Origin of the sequence: Fibrella forsythiae (assembly GCF_017353175.1) — a bacterium.
GTDB lineage: Bacteria > Bacteroidota > Bacteroidia > Cytophagales > Spirosomataceae > Fibrella > Fibrella forsythiae.
The window spans coordinates 212,499-232,925 of the sequence record NZ_JAFMYW010000004.1; the positions used below are offsets into that span (position 1 = coordinate 212,499).

The 20,427-nt window shown below is 50.9% G+C and carries 11 protein-coding genes; 5 read left to right on the forward strand and 6 right to left on the reverse strand.

Annotation, left to right across the window (positions count from 1 at the left end):
- Window positions 1-109: 109 nt before the first annotated feature.
- The 4 genes from J2I46_RS15010 to J2I46_RS15025 all read right to left on the reverse strand — a co-directional run bounded on the left by J2I46_RS15010 (window position 110) and on the right by J2I46_RS15025 (window position 8,779).
- Window positions 110-3,496, reverse strand: coding sequence for a VCBS repeat-containing protein (locus J2I46_RS15010; protein WP_207329860.1), 3,387 nt, complete (start codon window positions 3,494-3,496; stop codon window positions 110-112).
- An 81-nt stretch (window positions 3,497-3,577) separates the two neighbouring features.
- Window positions 3,578-4,141 (reverse strand): hypothetical protein, encoded by a 564-nt coding sequence (locus J2I46_RS15015; RefSeq protein WP_207329861.1) that lies wholly within the window; start codon window positions 4,139-4,141, stop codon window positions 3,578-3,580.
- Between the two features lie 123 nt (window positions 4,142-4,264).
- Window positions 4,265-5,734: a RagB/SusD family nutrient uptake outer membrane protein gene (locus J2I46_RS15020; protein ID WP_229379771.1), complete on the reverse strand. Its 1,470-nt coding sequence runs from the start codon at window positions 5,732-5,734 to the stop codon at window positions 4,265-4,267.
- Between the two features lie 60 nt (window positions 5,735-5,794).
- Window positions 5,795-8,779, reverse strand: a complete 2,985-nt coding sequence (locus J2I46_RS15025) for a SusC/RagA family TonB-linked outer membrane protein (protein WP_229379772.1) — start codon at window positions 8,777-8,779, stop codon at window positions 5,795-5,797.
- Between the two features lie 549 nt (window positions 8,780-9,328).
- Here J2I46_RS15025 and J2I46_RS15030 point away from each other — a divergent pair.
- The 3 genes from J2I46_RS15030 (at window position 9,329) to J2I46_RS15040 (ending at window position 16,050) form a co-directional block, all read left to right on the forward strand.
- Window positions 9,329-12,301, forward strand: coding sequence for an FAD-binding and (Fe-S)-binding domain-containing protein (locus tag J2I46_RS15030; RefSeq protein ID WP_207329864.1), 2,973 nt, complete (start codon window positions 9,329-9,331; stop codon window positions 12,299-12,301).
- A 199-nt stretch (window positions 12,302-12,500) separates the two neighbouring features.
- Window positions 12,501-14,474 carry a M1 family metallopeptidase gene (locus J2I46_RS15035; RefSeq protein ID WP_207329865.1) on the forward strand — a complete coding sequence of 658 codons (1,974 nt, stop codon included), beginning with the start codon at window positions 12,501-12,503 and terminating at the stop codon, window positions 14,472-14,474.
- A gap of 217 nt (window positions 14,475-14,691) precedes the next feature.
- On the forward strand, window positions 14,692-16,050 hold the full coding sequence (locus J2I46_RS15040) for a vanadium-dependent haloperoxidase (RefSeq protein WP_207329866.1): 1,359 nt from the start codon (window positions 14,692-14,694) through the stop codon (window positions 16,048-16,050).
- A 97-nt stretch (window positions 16,051-16,147) separates the two neighbouring features.
- Here J2I46_RS15040 and J2I46_RS15045 read toward each other — a convergent pair whose 3' ends face one another.
- The gene (locus J2I46_RS15045) at window positions 16,148-16,897 is read right to left on the reverse strand and encodes an ABC transporter ATP-binding protein (protein ID WP_207329867.1); all 750 of its coding nucleotides are present in this window, start codon (window positions 16,895-16,897) and stop codon (window positions 16,148-16,150) included.
- 7 nt (window positions 16,898-16,904) lie between these two features.
- A complete protein-coding gene (locus J2I46_RS15050; RefSeq protein WP_207329868.1) occupies window positions 16,905-17,636 on the reverse strand; it encodes an MlaE family ABC transporter permease in 732 nt (243 codons plus the stop codon).
- 125 nt (window positions 17,637-17,761) lie between these two features.
- On the opposite strand from J2I46_RS15050, the gene J2I46_RS15055 reads away from it, so the two are divergent.
- Window positions 17,762-18,436, forward strand: a complete 675-nt coding sequence (locus J2I46_RS15055; RefSeq protein WP_207329869.1) for an SDR family oxidoreductase — start codon at window positions 17,762-17,764, stop codon at window positions 18,434-18,436.
- 103 nt (window positions 18,437-18,539) lie between these two features.
- A complete protein-coding gene (locus J2I46_RS15060; RefSeq protein ID WP_207329870.1) occupies window positions 18,540-20,378 on the forward strand; it encodes an ABC transporter ATP-binding protein in 1,839 nt (612 codons plus the stop codon).
- Window positions 20,379-20,427: the final 49 nt, after the last annotated feature.

Here is a 20,427-nt window from a genome sequence, read left to right on the forward strand (position 1 = left end):
GGCCTGTCTTTGCGAAGACAGGCCCTTTATTATGAGCTACTTAACCAGTGTATTTATCTACATCTATAGATAGGTAAGTTTTGTAGAGCTTTCCTTAAACAGAGAAAATTTAACGCTGTTTAAATAACAGTGGCGGCGCATTATTAACCAGATTTAGCAGGTAACGCTGGTTATTGATAATCAATGGGCTAATCTGTTTTACCTCGCCGCTGGTCAGGTAACCGCTCTCTCTGCTAGACAACACTCGGAACACACCATCAGGTTGGTTCAATAATACCACGCCCTGACAGGCATCGATCATACCGAGTTGAGGTGTAAAATGAGTAAAGTTACCACCCAGAATCATGTCCTTACGGCCATCGTTGTTCAGGTCTTCACACGAAATTGCATTAACGCAGGTCATCTGCACCGCATCGGGCAGATCACGTACTGTGAATGTTCCTTTGCCATCATTTATTGCCACAATTGACCGGCGGTAGGTCAATGTTTTTTTCTGGCAAGCTTCCAGCACGGGAGCCGGGAAAAGATCCTGCAACGTTTTTGTGGCGTAATCGCTGTGTTTCAGAATTTTAGATTTCAGGAATGGAAACTGATCGGCCATTTCGCGCTTCAGATATACAGGTACGTCCTTACCGTCGATGGTTTTGGTCATCACTTTATCCAGAATTCCGTTCTTGTCGAAATCATTGACCCATAGTTTCAACGGGTGTTCTGCATCGGCCTGGAGCGAGAAGTTCTCGCCGATATTGCCAAGAATCAGATCGTTATCTTTATCGCCGTCGATATCTGCCACGGCCAGGCCGCCCCACATGCCGGTGAGTTCAGCAAGGCCCGTACTCATTTTGGTGAATTGCCCCCCGGTATAGCTAAATGCCTGCGGGGCCATCCAGTCGCCTACAACTACCAGTTCATTACGACCATCACCATTGAGGTCGGCCCAAACGGCGTCACGAACCATACCCAGATCAGCAAACTCGGGAGCAATTCGCTTCGTTACGTCAATGAATTCGCCAGCACCATTGTTTTGGTAGATGTAGCTTGGCGGGCTGACCCCATATTCTTTGGGGTAGCTGCGACTGCCAACGAACAAATCCAGGTCGCCATCACGGTCGTAATCATACGGAATGGCCACCGATGTGTTCATGGTGGTTTGGGGCAGCGCACGGGTATTGAGTTGAAATATGCCCTTTCCATCATTGAGGTACAATCGGTTCATTAACGTACCTGAGCCTGTTGGTACCTCATTGCCACCACTACCCACAAACAGGTCCAGATCACCGTCTTTATCAGCGTCGAAGAATTGGGCGGCCGTGTCTTCAAAATCACTCAATTCCCTGAAAATAGGCTGATTCGACTTGGTAAAGCCCGCTCCTGTTTGCATATACAGCTGACCACCCTGCCCTTTGGCACCACCAATGTATACATCCTGCCGACCGTCGCCATTTACATCACCGATAGCCGCTTTCGGGCCTTCAGATGATAGCTTCATGGGAATATTTCGCTCATCGAAGAAGTCTTCGTACTTGTCTTCAACGTGGGCATCGAAGGAGGCAGGTACGTTCGTGAAAAGTGCAGCGGGTTGAGGCGGCCCGACAGGTTGGCTGGTGGCCTGGATACGTTGCCCCGACGTACCTATGCGGGCGTCTTTATGAGCCAGTGTTAAGGTTGTTCTGGCTTTGGGTGCACGGAGCAGGGTCACTTTATCATCGAACCAGGTTATCCGCACGGAATCGATCTGGTCACTAGTGCCCAGGCCAATCGTCTGTATATATTCGGTGCTCGACTGAAACCCGCGCGATGGAGCGATGTACCGGCTAAAAATCTGCTTGCCCGCAAACACCTCGATCTTCGACCCGATCGCGAATGTATTCTGCCCATCGCCCTGAAGTTTCACCCGCAAAAACTGGTTCGCCGTTGCCTTTTTCTCAGCGTGGTTCTGATACACAAAACAGGGCTGGTTCACGTTGTTGACAATCAGATCCAGATCACCGTCATTGTCCAGATCAGCGTAGGCGGCCCCGTTTGAGAAAGACGGATCAGCCAGGCCCATGGCGTCGCCCGTTTCAGTGAAACGCAGGTTCTTGTTGTTACTGAAGAAGTAGTTCGGAATGGGCCGTGAAGGCATATTTTTCACAATCTCATCAAACTCCTGTTTCTTGCCCGACAGCACCATTTTCTGGGCAAGTTCATTGGCAAAAAAGTCGATAAAATCCTGATCGATCACGTCGTTATAGATGCCATTACAAACGTAAATGTCATTGTATCCGTCGTTGTCAGCGTCGAACAGCAAGGCTCCCCAGCTCCAGTCACTGGCAGCCACACCGGCGTAGTTGGCGATCTCGCTGAACGTACCGTTTTGGTTATTCAGTTGCAGGCAGTTTTGCTGAAGTTGATTATAAAAGCCTTTATCCCGTTTCAGATTAGCCACGTAATGGTTCTCAAACGAGGTGGTTGTTTTCAGCCGCTTCTCGTCGCGGGGCAACATCTCAGTGGTGAAGATCTCAGGATACCCATCGTTGTTGATATCGGCCATGTCGGCCCCCATCGACGCGATGCTCAGGTGCTTCATCCGCTGCTCAATCTCTTCCGTGAACCCGGTATGTCGACCAGCCGCATCGTGCTGATTAATGTAGAGATAGTCTTTCTCGAAGAAGTCGTTCGAGACGTAAATGTCTGGCCAGTTATCGCCGTTCACGTCGCCGATTGTCACGCCCAGGCCGAAGCCAATCAGGCTACTGAAGATATTTTCTTCTTTCGAGACGTCGTGAAATACGCCATTGTCGTTGCGCATCAACCGGTCGCCGCCCCCTTTCAGAAAATCTTTTACGGGCCAGTCTTCGGCGCGCACGTTCCGGTTGTTCTCGTAGTTGAGCGTATTTACCGGAATGAAGCTATTATTCAGAATATAACAGTCGAGGTCGCCGTCTTTGTCGTAATCGAAAAAGGCGGCGTGGGTCGTGTAACCATTATCGTCGAGACCGTATTTTTTGGCTTCCTCGGTAAACGTAGGCACACCATCGGGGCCGTTACCCTGATTGATATACAGTTCCTTCCGCTGGTCAACGCCTTTCTGATAACCGGCATAGCAAACGTAGATATCGAGTCGGCCATCGTTATTAATGTCGACCATAACCACGCCTGTACCCCATTTACCATTGCTTCCTACTTTTGCTTTGGTCGTAACGTCGTCATACTTCCAGTTTCCCTTGTTCAGGTACAGCTTATTCGACCCCATGTTTGAGGTAAAAAAGATATCGGGCAAGCCATCGTTGTTGATATCGCCCACCCCCACACCGCCTCCATTGTAGAAGTTCCGGTAGTTGAAGATGTTGAAATCGGCCCGGTTTTCGACCTTGTTCTGGAAGGTGACGCCAATGGCCTCGTTGTCCATTTTCTCGAACAGGGTATCGCTTTTTTTCGACGAACAGGCTACCAGGCAGAGAAGGGCAAAAACGCTAATGGTAAGTTTCAGGTACGTTGATACTGTCTTGTTCATAGGTTAGTTACGGCACGCTAAACCCAAAGTTACCACGTAAAACTCTATAGCGGTCGGGGAAACTTACAAGTTTAGCGAGGCTTAATACAGCAAAGCTTTTGTTGCGTCGCCACGCATTATAATTTTAGGGCGTTTGTATACCAGCAAGCCTTCCAGCCGTTTCCAGGTATCCCGGTTATTCATGGTATTGAAATTCCCGGTCTTGCCGGCAAGCCGTATCACTATTTTCTCGTCCGACAGGTGGTCAACCGTCACGGTGCCTTCTGTCATGATGAAACCATCGCCGGTGCGTTGCGCTTTATCGCGCACTTTACCAATCATCACGCTGCCAGTATTTTGGTTATCAAGGGTAATTGGCTGAACAATGGGACGTTTAAACAGCTCGTTTCCACCCAACGTGACGATGGTATTGCTTTCGTACTGATCGAAAAGGTTAAGCCGAATCGATTCGGGCCTAACGGTAACTTCGCCTTTAAATCGGCTCTCGTCGGCATAAAACGACTCGCCATCCATCTTAACAACGAATTGGGCTTCGCCGGGTTTCAATGTCTGATAGATTGCGTCGGCATCTGGTCTTGTTGTACAGGTGCAGAGAACGAGGACGAAAAATAAACCGACAAAGGTGGTTGTAATGATTGTACGCATAGCCAGGTAGTTGTGCAAACAAACCTATAAGGTCTTCGAGACCTTATAGGTTTCAGGATACGTAAAAGCCAAAAAGGCTCGACAGAGCCGAGCCTTTTTGGTACTCAAAAATACGAATTCAGATTAATAACCTGCGTTCTGCTTCAGGTTCGGGTTCGACGTGATAGCATCAGATGGGATCGGGAACAGTACCGTACCTGGGTCTTTGCGGTCTACGCCCGTACCCGTCAAGAACTTCTCGAAACGAACTTCAACAGTCCGCTTGCCACCTTCCCAATACGTTTCGCGGCCGATTTCATCAAACATCGCGTCGTTGGTAAGGGTAGTCAGTGCAGATGCCTTCCGTATGGTCCGTAATGCATTCACTTGCGTAAGGGCAGCCGGTGCATTACCACTACGGAGCAGGGCTTCGGCCTTCATCAGGTACGCATCGGCATAACGCATCAGGATGTACTTACCCGCATCAGCAGGGTGGTACTTGATAACCCGGATACCTTTTTCAGTTGGCGTACCCGCCAACGATACATCGCGTGAGAACACGAGTGGCTTTTTAGACCGGCTATCGGTGATCGCTACGCCTTTGTCGTCGAACTGCTGACCGATCAGGAAGCCTTTACCAATACCAGAGTAGTTGGTACCATCTTTCTTGGCGGCCTGCCCTTTACGAACGTCATTGGCTTCAAATTTATCGTAGAAATCAGCCAGCGTAGCAAAGCCGTTCCAACCAGAAGGGTTCTGGTCGTAGTGAAGAGTCATGTACCACCGGTTTTGAGCCGTTCCTTCAGGACTGGTAAAAACTACTTCATTTGCACCAGTCGTAGTAAACGTTTTGTAATAATCAGAGCTGAGGGTAAAACCGGCCGCTGTAATAGCGTCAACGTACTTCACAACCAGGTCCATATCGGCTTTGTCGAAGGTGTAACTACCTTCAGCTTTAGCTGACTTGTAAACGGCTTTGTTCAGATACAGGCGGGCCAACAGGAAGTTAGCTGCTGCTTTCGAGGCCACCGAATTATCCTGTTGAGCTGGCTTGGCTTCGGGCAGGTTAGGCAGGGCTTCTGTCAGGTCTTTCACGATGAAGTCGAATGCTTCTGACCGCGTTTTCACCTTAGGATTTGCATCGACGCCCTCAGTTACTTCTCGGAACGGCACCTGACCCCAGAAATCCATCACGTGGAACATGTTCCAGGCGCGCAGGAATTTGGCTTCGGCCAGTTGCTGTGGCGTGGTTTTACCAGATGCAATCAACTGGGTAGTTTTAAATACCCGCTGATTAAGCTGGTTCCATGCCGTCAGTACGTTCGAATGCGTAGCATCCCAGGTGTGTTGGTCGAGCGTACGCCACACCCCGTTATCACCCCAGTCAACACCCCGCGTTGGTGGGATCATTTCGGCTGATGTATGCTGACCCAGCGAGTACATGCTACCTTGGTCAGTAAAAGCACCCAAGTCGTTATAAGCCGACCGAAGCGCTTCTGTTGCGTTAAAATTGGGATCTGGTTTAGTCGGGTCAGTGGGTGTTACAACCACTGAATCTTTTTCCTGTACTACCAGATCGGTGCAACCCGACAGGGTTGCAAGTCCAACACTCAAACCGAGTGTTAGGAGGTTTAAAGATCCTCTCTTAGTCATTTGGTTTATCGTGTTTACTGATTAAAAAGCAAGGTTAGCACCGATCGTGAACGTACGCGCACGTGGGTACGCCGTGTAGTCGATACCCAGCGATGGTACGCCGTTGATCGCTTTGTTCGTGTTTACTTCTGGGTCTTGCCCTTTGTAGTTGGTGATCAGGAACAGGTTCTGACCCGTTACAAACACACGTAGGTTCGACAACGCTGAATTGCCCGTATTGAAGCGGTAGCTCAGGCTGGCGTTTTGCAACCGAACAAACGAGCCGTTTTCCAGGAAGCGGGTCGACACGTCGGGCGCGTTGAACGGACCTTCGGCCAGCGTTGGGATGTCGCGCGTTACGTTACGACCGTTGTTGTACGATCCTTTCGTGAAGTAAGCGTTGGCCGTGTTGTTATAGATGTAGTTGCCAAACACACCATTGAAGAACAGACTCAGGCTGAGGTTCTTGTAGCGGAAATTATTGGTCAGACCACCCGTGAAGCTTGGCAGTGGGCTTTTACCCAGGAACTTCTGTACGTCGCCACCCGTATAAATGGTATTGCCGTTTTCGTCATATCCGCCGAAATCACGCAGGAAGAAGGCAAACAGAGGCTGGCCCTGAGCAATACGCTGCGCAAACGCACCTGTCAGACCCTGACCGCTGATAGCACCTGTATTGATCAGACCAGCGAAGTTCTGCACTTCATTTTTGTTGTAGGCTACGTTGAACTGTACGTCCCAGCCAAACTGTGGCTTGTCGATAGCGGCTACGTTTAAGCCTAATTCAACACCCTGGTTGATTACGTTGGCGTCCAAGTTTTTCCATACGAACGGCGAAAGCGCTGGCTGAGCTGACGTTACCTGAATGAGCAGGTCAGTGGTGTTTTTGTGGTAGTATTCGAGGTTACCCGTTACGCGACCACCCGCAATACCGAAGTCGATACCCAAGTTTGTCTGCGCTGTCTGTTCCCATTTCAGGTTTGGGTTCGGGAACGCTACGTCGTTAAGACCGCCACCGCTGATGTTATTTGCCTCGGCGTTTGTGCCCCAATCGCTGTAGCGCTGACGCTGCTGATACAGATTGTGCGGAATTTCCTGGTTACCCGTGATACCGTAACCCACCCGTACTTTCAGGTCAGAAAAAATATTTTTCGGAATGAAGGCTTCGTCACTCAGTTTGTAGGCAATTGCCGCTGATGGGAAATAACCTACCTGGTTACCAGAACCGAAACGGGTTGAACCGTCGGCACGCAGGGTAGCAGTAGCCATCAATTTACCAAAACCAACGTTTACCCGACCGAAATAAGACTGCAGTTCATCGCGCGATGACGATGAGTTGGCCAACAGGCTACCAAACCCTTTCGAGTTATCAGCCGACGCCGCGTTGTTGATCATCAGATCAAGGTTGCTCGTCCGGAAGTTCGAAGCAGTAGTCCGTTTAAAGTAGTTGTCGAAGCTTTGGTATTCGTAACCCAACAGGGCGTTCACCGATACTTTGCCAAACTCTTTATCATACGTGAAATACCCGTCCAGCAACGTGTTGTCGATTTCGATATCACTCATAACCAACCGACCAACGTTCTGAATATCCTGATATAACAGGTCACGTGAGAAAGCAGCCTTACGCGATGACATCGACTTATCGAAACCATACACAACCTTGAATTTCAAGCCGTTGATGATCTCATATTCAGCGTTGATGTTGCCCAGTGTACGGAGCGTCTTGGTGTTGTCTTTCGACAGACCGATCAGCGCAAGTGGGTTTGGCTCCGCAATGTTTTTCGACTGGTTGAATGAACCATCGGCATTGTAGATTGCCCGCGTCGGGTTCGACTTCAGAATACCGCCTAGCAGGTCACCCTGATAACCGGCGTTGTCTGTTACCGGAATGTTGTTGTCTTTCGTTTCAGACAGCGTTACCTGTACACCAATGTTCAGCTTATTGTTGATAAACTTTTTGTTGCCATTGAACGTACCTGATACCCGGTTCATCTTGCTACGCTCCATAATGCCTTCCTGATCGAGGTAACCCAATGAGAAACGGTAGTTACCGCCGGCACCATCCCCACCACCGTAAGCCAGGTTTTGCTGATTGGTTACACCCGTACGGAAGAGAGCATCCTGCCAGTCTACGCGAGCCCCCAGATCCTGTGAAGGCTGCAATTTAGCGTACTCATCAGCGCTCAGCAGGTCGTACTGCTTGGTGATTGTAGCAAAACCGATCGAAGGCGAGTACTCGAGGCTACCTTTGCCAGCTTTACCTTTTTTGGTCGTGATCAACACCACACCATTGGCACCGCGCGAACCGTAGATAGCTGTTGCCGAGGCGTCTTTCAGAATGTCGACGCTGGCAATATCTTCCGGGTTCATGAAGTTCAGTGGGTTTTTAGGAGCCGTTGAACCGATACCTGAGTTATCACCACCGGCCGATGTTTCACCACCGCTCAGTGGCACGCCATCCACTACGAACAGTGGGTTGTTGTTGCTCCGTACCGATGACGTACCCCGAATACGAATGTTGATACCACCCCCTGGCTCACCGCTGTTCTGCGTAATGGCCACGCCGGGTACCCGACCCTGAAGCAGTTGCTCAGGCGACGTAATAATTCCTTTGTTAAAATCTTTGGTACCGATTGTGTTTACAGCGCCAGTCAAGTCTTTCTTTTTGGCTGTACCATAACCGATAACTACTACTTCGTTCAGCGTCTTGTTGTCTTCCAGAAGCGTCACGTTGATCGTAGCCCGATTGCCAACTGTTACATCCTGACTCTCAAAACCTACGAAACTGAACACCAAGACCGCATTGGCCGGTGCGTTGATTCTGAAGTTTCCGTCAGCATCTGAATTGGTACCACGTGTTGTACCCTTCACACTTACACTCACACCGGGTAATCCGCGGCCGGTGTTATCTGATACTTTACCCGTTACGCTGTTGTCCTGCGCAAACGTTAACTGGCTGCTCAGCGTAAAGAATAGCATGAGCACCGACAGTAGTCCCAACTGAAGAGACGACCGAACGGACTGCATACGCCTGTTAAGAGTGGCGTAACCTACTGAGTAGGAGTTGTCCATCATAGGTTTGTTTGATTGGTTAGTAAAAGTTTTTGTAGTGGTAAATACGCTTCTTCTATACGCTCTCGATACCCTATGATAACAGACTCAAATAGCTCATCAAATGACCGTTAACAATGGCTACTTATAGCACTCCAATCAGAAAATATTGAGTATATAGATGAAGTGACCGACAAATTACAAGAAATAATCCTTTAGGTACAAATTCTTTTTCGTCAATATGGTATAAGCGTATGGCAAAATAATACTTAAATATATCATATTTTTTAGCCGTATTTATACGTAATCAAGTGTATTCCGTATCTATTCAGTGTTTACAATCAACTGATTCACAATAATTTAAGATACATCAGTCAATTCATTATTTATCTGGGAATAATACCATTACAAAATGAGTCAATTTCTGCATTGACCCAAGTTTTCGTTAAATTTATCCCCTCAATTTGGCTGATAAACGCACAGAACGACCTACCGGGCAGTCGCGTTTAAAGCCGTTTCGGTTACATGACACGTACTGCTTCTTCTCTAGTGCCCCCGCCCGGTTTTGAGGGTGATTTTTTCACTGACTCTACGCTCCGAACCCTATACGCGACTGATGCCTCAGCCTATCGGGAAATGCCACTGGCTGTTACGATGCCCAAATCTGTTGCAGATCTGAAAGCACTGATCAAACTGGCACACGAACAGAAGGTATCGCTCATTCCGCGAACGGCAGGTACGTCGCTGGCCGGGCAGGTGGTAGGCAGTGGTATCGTAGTCGATGTATCGAAATACTTTACCAGAATTCTGGAAGTCAACCCGGACGAACGCTGGGTACGTGTGCAGCCAGGCGTTGTGCGCGATGAACTGAACATGTTCCTGAAGCCGTACGGCCTGTATTTCGGGCCAGAAACGTCGACGGCAAACCGGGCTATGATTGGCGGTATGGTCGGGAACAACTCCTGCGGTTCCAACTCAGTTGTGTATCGGGCCACCCGCGAGCATACACTATCGGTGAAAGCATTACTGGCTGATGGGTCAGAAGTGGCGTTTAGCAGCCAGACTGCCTGGGATTTTACCAAGGCCGTTGGCGAAGCGAGCTGGAAAAACGGAAGTACCACGCTGGCCGATCAGATTCTGCTGAAAACAAACGCCATGCTGGCCAACCCCGCCAATCAGCAGGAGATTCGCAGCCAGTTTCCCAAAGCAAGCATCGAACGGCGTAATACGGGTTACGCGCTGGATGAGTTGCTCAATTGCGAACCGTTTACACCGGGCGGCGAACCGTTCAATTTCTGTAAGCTGATTGCCGGGTCGGAAGGCACGCTGTGCTTCATGACCGAAATAACGCTCAATTTAGTACCGCTTCCACCCAAAGAACAGGGACTGGTTTGCGTGCATTGCCACAGTATTGACGAGTCGCTTCGGGCCACGCTGGTTGCTTTGAAATACAAACCGCAGGCCGTTGAACTGATCGATGATATCATTCTGGAACGGGCCGACTCGAACCCGGAACAACGCAAAAACAGCTTCTTCGTCCAGAAAACACCGACTGACGGATTTCCCATCATTCTGGTCGTCGACCTATCGAAGCCGACACGCGCCGAAATTGAGTCGACTGCCGCCGAGATGGAAGCCGAAATGCGGGCCGCAGGCATGGGCTATCATTACCCGTTGCTCTTTGGTGAAGACACCAAAAAAATCTGGACACTCCGTAAAGCCGGGCTAGGCCTGCTTGGTAACCTACCAGGCGACGAAAAAGCGGTAGCTGTGATTGAAGATACAGCCGTTGACGTACACGATCTGCCCGACTACATCCGGGAGTTTAACGAGATTCTGAAAACCCATAATATGGCATCGGTGCACTATGCCCATGCCGGGTCGGGCGAATTGCATTTACGGCCCATCATTAATCTGAAGACGGCCGAAGGGCACCGCCAGTTCAGAATGATTGCCGAGGAGATTGCTACGCTGGTGAAGAAATACAATGGCTCGCTTTCGGGCGAACACGGCGACGGGCGACTTCGTGGTGAGTTTATTCCACAAATGGTTGGCCAGCACAACTACGAACTGATGCGGCAGGTAAAGCAGCTTTGGGACCCGGAAGGCATTTTTAATCGGGGAAAGATCGTGGATACGCCACCGATGGATACGTACCTGCGCTACGAGGCCGATCAGCGAACGCCCGATTTCCAGACGTATTTCCGGTACACCAACCAAACTGTACTGCAACATGCCGAGCAGTGCAATGGCTCGGGCGACTGCCGTAAAACGGAACTATCTGGCGGAACGATGTGCCCCAGCTATATGGCTACGCGTAACGAAAAAGACACTACGCGGGCTAGAGCCAATATCTTACGCGAAATGCTGACGCGGTCGCCGAAAGAAAACCGCTTCGATAATAAAGAGATCAAAGAGGTATACGACCTCTGCCTCTCGTGTAAAGCCTGCAAATCGGAGTGCCCGTCGAACGTAGACGTAGCGAAGTTGAAAGCTGAGTTTTTGCAGCATTACTATGATGCGAACGGTGTGCCTATCCGGTCGCGATTAATTGCCAATTTTGCCCGTCTGTCGGGACTGGCCAGCTATGTACCCTGGGCCTGGAACGCCGTGCTGGGTACGTCCTCGCTTCGCCGTATTGCCAACCGCCTCGTCGGTTTCCACCCCGACCGGACAATGCCGCTAATGGGGAAAACGACGCTTAGGGCGTGGAGCTTGGGGCGTAGGGCAAAGGGGCATACAACGCAGCTCACGCCCCACGCCCCACGCCCTAAGCTCTTTCTTTTTTGTGATGAATTCACGAATTTCAACGATGTGGCGGTTGGTCAGAAAGCGGTGATGCTGCTGGAACGGCTTGGTTACGACGTCATCATCCCGACTCACGGCGAGAGCGGACGGGCGGCCCTCTCGAAAGGCATGCTGAAATACGCCAAAACGCTGGCCGACCGGAACGTGCGTGATTTGCGGGGGCTGATCTCCGACGAAACACCGCTGGTCGGCATCGAACCATCGGCGATTCTTACGTTCCGCGATGAATATCCCGATCTGGTCGATGCGTCGCTGGCCGATGATGCGCGTGAGCTGGCTAAACATGCCCTGACCTTCGAGGAATTCATTGCCCGCGAACTGGATGCCAAACGCATCGATCCGGCCTTGTTCACTGACGAGCCACGGCTGATCAAGCTGCACGGCCACTGCCAGCAAAAAGCGGTGTCGTCGCTTGTGCCGAGTAAGCGCATTTTGTCGCTGCCTAAAAATTACACGGTGGAGATTATCCCGTCCGGCTGTTGTGGTATGGCGGGGTCGTTCGGCTACGAGAAAGAGCATTACGACGTATCGATGCAGGTAGGTGAACTGGTGCTGCTGCCAACCGTCCGGAAGCAGGCCGACGATGTAATCATTGCTGCTGCAGGTACGTCCTGCCGCCACCAGATTCATGATGGGGCACACCGTACGGCCAAGCACCCAGCCGAGATTTTGTACGAAGCGTTGCGGTAGAATCTGTTAACCTTTTGTCTATAGCAAATTTTGTCATCCCTCCTGTCATCGGGATGACAAAATTTGCTATAGACAAAATGCTCCAAAGGTGGCACGTTCGCCGCCTATCCAATACCGGGTTTTATTTCGTTGTAAGCCTGTTAATTTTACACAGTAATACGTCCGTTGCCCATCGGGTGACATTCCTGCATTTTTGTTCATGAAAAAACTCCTGATTGGTGTCGCTTGTCTGCTTAGCTGGCAGGGCATGGCCCAAACTTCATCAACGACATCCACGGCTGGTTATGACCCACGTGTGTTGTTCCACCCTTTATTTAACATGCAGCCCGGCAACGACTACCGGACGGGCAGCGGCGCACCGGGACCACGCTACTGGCAGAACCGGGCTGACTACAAGATCAACGTCAAGCTCGATGACGTGGCCCAAACCGTAACAGGCGAGGTTGAGATTACGTACAAGAATAACTCGCCGGAGAGCCTTAATTACGTGTGGCTTCAGCTGGACCAGAACGCGTTCAGCGATTCGTCGCGGGCGGCGAAGACTACCCCAATCCAGGGCGGCCGTTTCGGAAACAAAGATTTTGCGGGTGGTTACGGCATAACCAGTGTTCAGGTTGAGCAGGGAGCACGGAAGTTTACAGCCGCCGCCAATATCACCAGTGATAGCCGGATGCAGATTAAGTTGACTGAGCCCATGAAGCCGGGCGGCGATGTGGTGAAGATCAAGATTGGCTATTCGTTCAAAATTCCTGAGTACGGTTCAGACCGGATGGGGCAGCTGAAGCGGAAAGACGGCATTATCTACGAAATCGCGCAGTGGTACCCCCGCATGTGTGTGTATGACGATATTCAGGGCTGGAACACGTTGCCTTATCTGGGTGCGGGTGAGTTCTACCTCGAATACGGCGACATCGAATACGCCATCGACGTCCCCTGGGATCATATCGTAGTTGGTTCGGGCGAACTGATGAACCCGACGGAGGTCTTGACGGCCGAGCAGATCAAGCGGCTGGCGCAGGCGAAACAGAGCGATCAGACGGTGATGATTCGCAGTAAGGAAGAAGTAACAAATCCATCGTCGCGGCCTAAACAGTCGGGTCGGCAGGTGTGGCGTTTCAAGTGCGTAAACACGCGCGATGTAGCCTGGGCCTCATCCAAAGCGTTTGTTTGGGATGCAGCCCGGATTAATCTGCCAAGCGGCAAAAAATCACTGGCGATGTCAGCTTACCCTGCTGAAAGCGCTACGGCTGATTCGTGGAACAGGTCGACGGAGTACGTGAAGCACAGCATCGAGTTCTATTCTGGGTACGTCTATGAATACTCGTATCCGGTTGCTACCAACGTGGCCGGTATTGTGGGTGGTATGGAGTATCCAGGCATCGTTTTCTGCCAGCACAACTCGAAGAAAGACGGCCTGTTTGGCGTAACAGACCACGAATTTGGCCATAACTGGTTCCCGATGATCGTGGGTAACAACGAACGGAAATACGCCTGGATGGACGAAGGCTTCAACACCTTTATCAACTTCCTGTCGACGGCGGCGTTCAACAAAGGAGAATACAACCGGGAGCGCGGCACCATGCACGACGTAGCCCCTGCGCTGTACTCGCCCGTTGAGCCAATCATGACGATTCCTGACGTACAGGCGGCGCGTAATCTGGGCATTCTGGCCTATTACAAGCCAGGTATGGGTCTGCGTATCCTGCGCGAAAGCATTCTTGGTCCTGAACGGTTCGACTACGCCTTCAAGCAGTACGTGGCTCGCTGGGCCTTCAAACACCCAACACCGCACGATTTTTTCCGCAGCATGGAAAACGGGGCTGGTGAGGACCTCGGCTGGTACTGGCGTGGCTGGTTCTTCGAGACCTGGAAACTCGACCAGAGCGTGAAAGGTGTTAAATACACCGATTCGGCTCCTGAAAAAGGCAGCATCATCACCATTGAAAACCTGGATAAGCTGGCCATGCCTGCCGTAGTAGAAATTCAGGAAAGCAACGGTAAGAAAACCCGCGTTCAACTACCGGTCGAAATCTGGCAACGGGGCGGCACCTGGAGCTTCCAGGCCAACACCACATCGACGATCTCGCAGGTAACGATCGACCCCGACGGCAAACTGCCCGACTACAACTCGAAAAACAATACCTGGAAAGGGGATGTGAGTCCAAGCAACTAAAGTCAGTCCTCTGTCTTCTGTTTACCATTTTTAGTTGCGTTGCATGGGTACGTTATACTGAACTAGCAGCGCAACTGAAAACGATAAACAGAAAACAGTGAGCCGAAGAAAGCGGCCATTTCTGAAAGGAAGTGGCCGCTTTCTGTTGTTTACAAACGTTTCATTCTACCTGTATTTTCTGTTAATTTTGTCATACGTACTCTTGTATAACCAACTCATGAAAATCAATAAAGTAATACTCTGCAACTGGCTTCTGGCGCTTGTATTGCTGAGTGCGGCGGGCTGTCAATCGGCGAAGCCGGAGGAGTATATGCCCAAAGCATCTGACCCTGAACGCTATAACGCCTGCGTCAATAAATTAACCGAGGTTGTTATTCACGATATTTTTTCGCCGCCGGTTGCCAGTCGAATTTATAGTTACGCTAATCTGGCGGGTTATGAAGCCATGGCCCCATTCAACCCCGGCTTTGAATCGCTGGGCGGTAAGGTGAAAACGTTCAAGTCAGGACCGCAGCCAGAGGTAGGCAAAGAGTATTGCTACCCCATTGCCGGTGCCAAGGCCTTTTTGACGGTAGCCCACGCGCTGACGTTCTCGACCAATTTTTACGACGATTTTGAGCCTGAGTTTTACAAGCAGTTCGAGAAAGACGGCGTTCCCAGCGACGTTATTGAACGGTCGATGGCCTACGGCGAAGCTGTTGCGAAAAACGTACTCGACTTTGCGGCGAAAGACCATTATAAGCAGACACGCGGGTTCAAACACACGGTCACCAACGACGAGGGAACCTGGGTGCCCACCCCGCCTGCCTACATGGATGCCGCCGAGCCAAAGTGGAACAACATTCGCTGCTGGGTAATGGATACCTGCAACCAGTTTATGCCGCCACGCCCGTTTGCCTACAGTATGGCTAAAGGAAGCCCATACGAAAAGGAATTAATGGAAGTATATGAAACCGGCAAAAAACTAAGCAAAGAACAGTCGGACATCGCCTACTTCTGGGACGATAACGCGTTCGTGATGAACGTAGCCGGGCATGTGAGCTACGCGTCGAAAAAAATGACGCCGGGTGGCCACTGGATTGCCATTGCCCAAACGGTTGGTCGTCAGCAGAAACTGAGCCTGATGCGGATGGCCGAGGCTTACACGCTAACGTCTTTTGCCCTTGCCGACGGATTCATTGCCTGCTGGGACGAGAAATACCGCAGCAGAACGGTTCGTCCCGAAACGGTGATTAACAAGTCGATTGATCCGAAATGGGCACCATTCCTGCAAACACCGCCATTTCCGGAGTACCCAAGCGGGCACAGTACGATCACAGCCGCAGCGGCGACCGTGCTGACCCAGTTAATTGGCGACAGCATTCCGTTTACCGATTCAACGGAGTACAAATACGGTCACGGGGTACGTTCGTTCAAATCCTTTTACGATGCCGCCAATGAGGCGTCGGTCAGCCGTTTATACGGCGGTATCCATTACCGGTCAGCGCTCGAAAACGGGTCGGTTATGGGTAAGAAAGTTGGCCAGTATGTGCTGGAAAAAGCTAAAACCCGCAAAAGCGGCGTAGCAGTGAAGTAGATATAATCTCACACGGTATACAAGCAAAGGGCTTCGCTAATTGAATTGGCGAAGCCCTTTGCTTGTATACCTATACCGTTTTACAGACAAATTCTATTTATTTCCCTTCCATCTCACGCAGCAGCTTGTTGGCGTAGATGAATTCATTGAGTCTATCTACGTCTGAATGAGCCAGCGTATCGCTGTTGCCTTCCCATAGTTTATTCCCTTCGTAGAGGAACATAATCTTCTCACCGATCTCCATCATCGAGTTCATGTCGTGTGTGATCACAACGGTCGTGATCTTGTACTCGTCGGTAATTTCTTTGATGAGCTGATCGATCTTGATCGACGTCAGCGGGTCGAGGCCAGAGTTGGGTTCATCACAGAACAGGTATTTCGGGTTCATCACGATAGCCCGGGCAATACCGACGCGTTTCTTCATACCGCCCGAAATCTCTGATGGCATCCGCTGTTCGGCGTTTTCGAGCCCCACACGCTGCAACGACGCATGCGCCCGCTCCACTTTTTCTTCCTCCGTCATGGTCGTCAGCATATCGAGGGGAAAGCGGACGTTGTCGAACACGCTTTTGGAATCGAAGAGAGCAGAGCCCTGAAACAGAACACCCATTTCGCGGCGGATGGCTTTGCGGGTATCGTCATCGGCCGTCAGGAAATTACGACCGTCGTAAAGTACTTCGCCCAGATCGGGTTGTACCAGACCGATCATGCACTTCAGCAATACGCTCTTTCCCGTGCCACTACCACCAATGATCAGGCTGGTTTCACCGGGCTGAAAGCAACCATCTATTCCGGCAAGAACCTGCCTGTCACCAAATTTCTTTTGAATATTTTTTATCTCAATCATCTGTCCATCAGGCCAATAAGAGTTGAGTTAGCACGAAATCGGCCACAATAATCGAGATACAACTAGCCGTTACGGCGTTGGTGGATGCATTACCAACTTCCAGAGCGCCACCGCTCACGTTGAAGCCCTGGTAGGCCGATATTGTGGCGATCAGGAAAGCGAACACCTCGGTTTTGATGAGTGCGAATTTGATGCCGAATGGGTTATAATCGAAACGAAGCCCCGAGATGAAGTCTTCGTGCGAAATTACACCAACCAGTACGCCCGCCAGATAACCACCCAGAATGCCCAGAAAGGCGGCCATCATGGTCAGAAGCGGAAACATAAGCATAGCCCCGAGCACTTTGGGAAGCACCAGATACGAACTCGAATTGATGCCCATTACTTCCAGCGCATCGATTTGCTCGGTCACGCGCATAGTGCCTAACTGACCGGCAATGCTGGACCCCACCTTACCCGCCAGAACAATACTGCTGATAGTGGGCGCAAATTCCAGGATCGTACTATCACGAACGATAAAGGCGATAATATTGCGCGGAACAAACGGATTATCAAGGTTATACGCCGTCTGCACACAGGTGACAGCCCCAATAAAGGAGGAGACGATCGCAACAATAAACACGGAGTTAACACCAATACTGACGCATTCGTCGAGAATCAGGCGTAGGTAAACCGACGTACGCTCGCGATCACGAAACAACGTACCCAGAAATATAAAATACCGACCGAGGGTAACCATATGGAGAAAAAAAGGGGGCCGGAACAATCTGTTCAGCGCGGCCACTAAGGCAATGAACGGCCATAGCGAGTGAATGGTTTCGGGCCCTGTTTCCGTTTGATGCCCGAATGGGCGAACTTTGCGGCATGAAAAAACTCATCGTGGTAACCGGCGGCTCAAAAGGTATTGGCCGGGCCATTGTCGATACGTTCGTGGCGCGTGGTTTCGACGCCGTGCTCTGCGCCCGCAACGTTGATGGAATCGAAGGACAGGGATTGATTCCCTTCGCTGCCGACCTTGGTACCCGCGGCGGTGTTGAGGCGCTGGTAACGTACCTGAAAAGCCTGAATCGCCCCGTTGACGTGTTGGTCAATAACGCAGGTACGTTCCAGCCGGGGCAAATTCAGAACGAGGCCGAGGGTACGTTCGAGACGCTGATGAGCACCAACGTAGCCAGTGCCTACCACCTCACGCGTGGCCTGGTTGGCGACATGATCGCCCGGCGCAACGGACATATTATCATGATGTGTTCAACGGCCAGTATCACGGCCTACACCAACGGTGGTTCATACTGTATCTCGAAATTCGCCCTGCTTGGCATGAGCAAAGTGTTGCGCGAAGAACTAAAACCTAGCGGTGTGCGTGTTACAGCCTTGCTACCTGGTGCCACTTTAACCGCCAGTTGGGAAGGTACCGACCTACCCACCGACCGGTTCATGCAGGCTACCGACATAGCCGAAACCGTCTGGGCAGCCTGCACATTACCCAAAACTGCCGTCCTTGAAGAAATTCTGATGCGGCCGCAGCTAGGTGATATTTGAATCAACTAAGAAGTAAGAAGAAAGAATAAACGTTGCCAATAATCGTTTCCATGCCCCGGCAGATCCATTCTTTCTTCTTACTTCTTGATTCTTAATTCTTGAGATGAACACATATTTCCGCCTACTCTCTTATGGCAGGCCGCTAGGGCGGTTTTTAGTGCCGTTTATGCTCACGTCGCTGCTGGCGGCGCTCTTTGCAACGCTGAACTTCACCCTGCTGATCCCCCTACTCAACGTTCTCTTCAAACAATCATCGCCCGAGCAGTTACAGGCTGTATTGAATCAGCCAGCGCCAGCGCTTTCGCTGGGTACGTCGCCCATTGATGTATTTAATTACTACTTCGCGCAGCAATTTCAACTATATGGGCAGTTAGGTGCTCTGAAATTGGTTTGTGGCACGGTAGTCGTGTCTGTATTGCTGAGTAACGTGTTCAAATACCTGTCTGTCAGGCAGCTCGAATCATTTAAAGCGCGCATGGTGGCTACGTTGCGGGAAACGGTTTTTGCCCGCGCCATTCAATTGCACCTCGGCTACTTCTCCGATCAACGCAAAGGCAATCTGATTGCGCGTATCACTACCGATGTACAGGAAGTAGAGAATTCAATTGCGAACACCCTGTCGGCCGCATCGAAGGAGGTGTTCACGCTTATTTTCTTCCTGATCACCCTGTTTTCCATTTCGGCAAAGCTAACGCTCGTGGCCTTTCTGGTCATTCCTATTTCGGGCGGCATTATCGCTACGCTGGTGCGGCGAATGAAGCGCGACGCTACGCAGGGTCAACAGCGGTTAAGTAGCCTGTTGAGTGTGCTCGACGAAACATTTGGTGGTATGCGGGTGGTAAAAGGCTTTAATGCCGAACCGTTTACGCTGGGTAAGTTTCAGGCCGAAAACAATGGTTACCGTGATGCGATCCGATCATTGGCCAACCGCCGCGAAATGGCTTCACCTTTCTCCGAATTCATGGGTGTTACGGTGCTGTCGGGTATTCTGCTCTATGGGGGTTCGATGGTCTTATCAGGCCAATCAGACCTGACAGCCGGCGAATTTGTAACGTACCTGGCCCTTTTCTCTCAGGTGACACGCCCCGCCAAAGACATTTCCAATGCCGTCAGCAGTTCGCAACGGGGCCTGGTTTCAGGAAAACGCGTACTGGATTTGATCGATACGCAGCCTGCCATTACCGACAAGCCGAACGCCATTCAACTAACCAGCTTTGAACGGGATATTACGTTCGATAATGTCTCATTTGCTTACGAGGAAGGTTCGCCTGTATTGAAAAATGTCAATTTCCGGCTTGAAAAAGGGCAAACGGTAGCTCTGGTTGGCTCGTCGGGTGGTGGTAAATCAACGCTGGCCGATCTGGTTCCCCGTTTCTACGACCCTGTTGCGGGTGCTGTCCGCATCGATGGTCATGATCTGCGTGATTGTCAGACAACCTCATTACGAAACCTGATGGGCATTGTAACGCAGGAGAGCATCCTATTCAACGATACCGTCTTCAACAATATCGCTTTTGGTAGTGATGCCACCGAGGCAGAGGTTGAGCAGGCGGCCCGGATTGCCAATGCGCATGAGTTCATCAGCAATATGCCCAACGGGTATCAAACAACCATTGGCGATCGGGGCAGTAAGCTATCAGGCGGACAACGTCAGCGGATTAGTATTGCCCGCGCCGTTCTGCGTAACCCACCCATCCTAATTCTCGACGAAGCCACGTCGGCACTCGATACGGAGTCGGAAAAGCTAGTGCAGGAAGCGCTCACCCGCCTGATGGCCAACCGTACTACACTCGTTATTGCACATCGCCTCAGCACTATTCAGCACGCAGACCAGATTCTGGTTGTCCATCAGGGTCAACTCGTCGAGCAGGGCAATCATCAGGAACTCCTTGCCAACGAAGGTGGCTTCTACTGGCGGTTACAGACTTTGCAGCAGGTTTAACCTCACCCCCAGCCCCTCTCCTACTGAGATGGGAGCCGCTTCAGAGTAG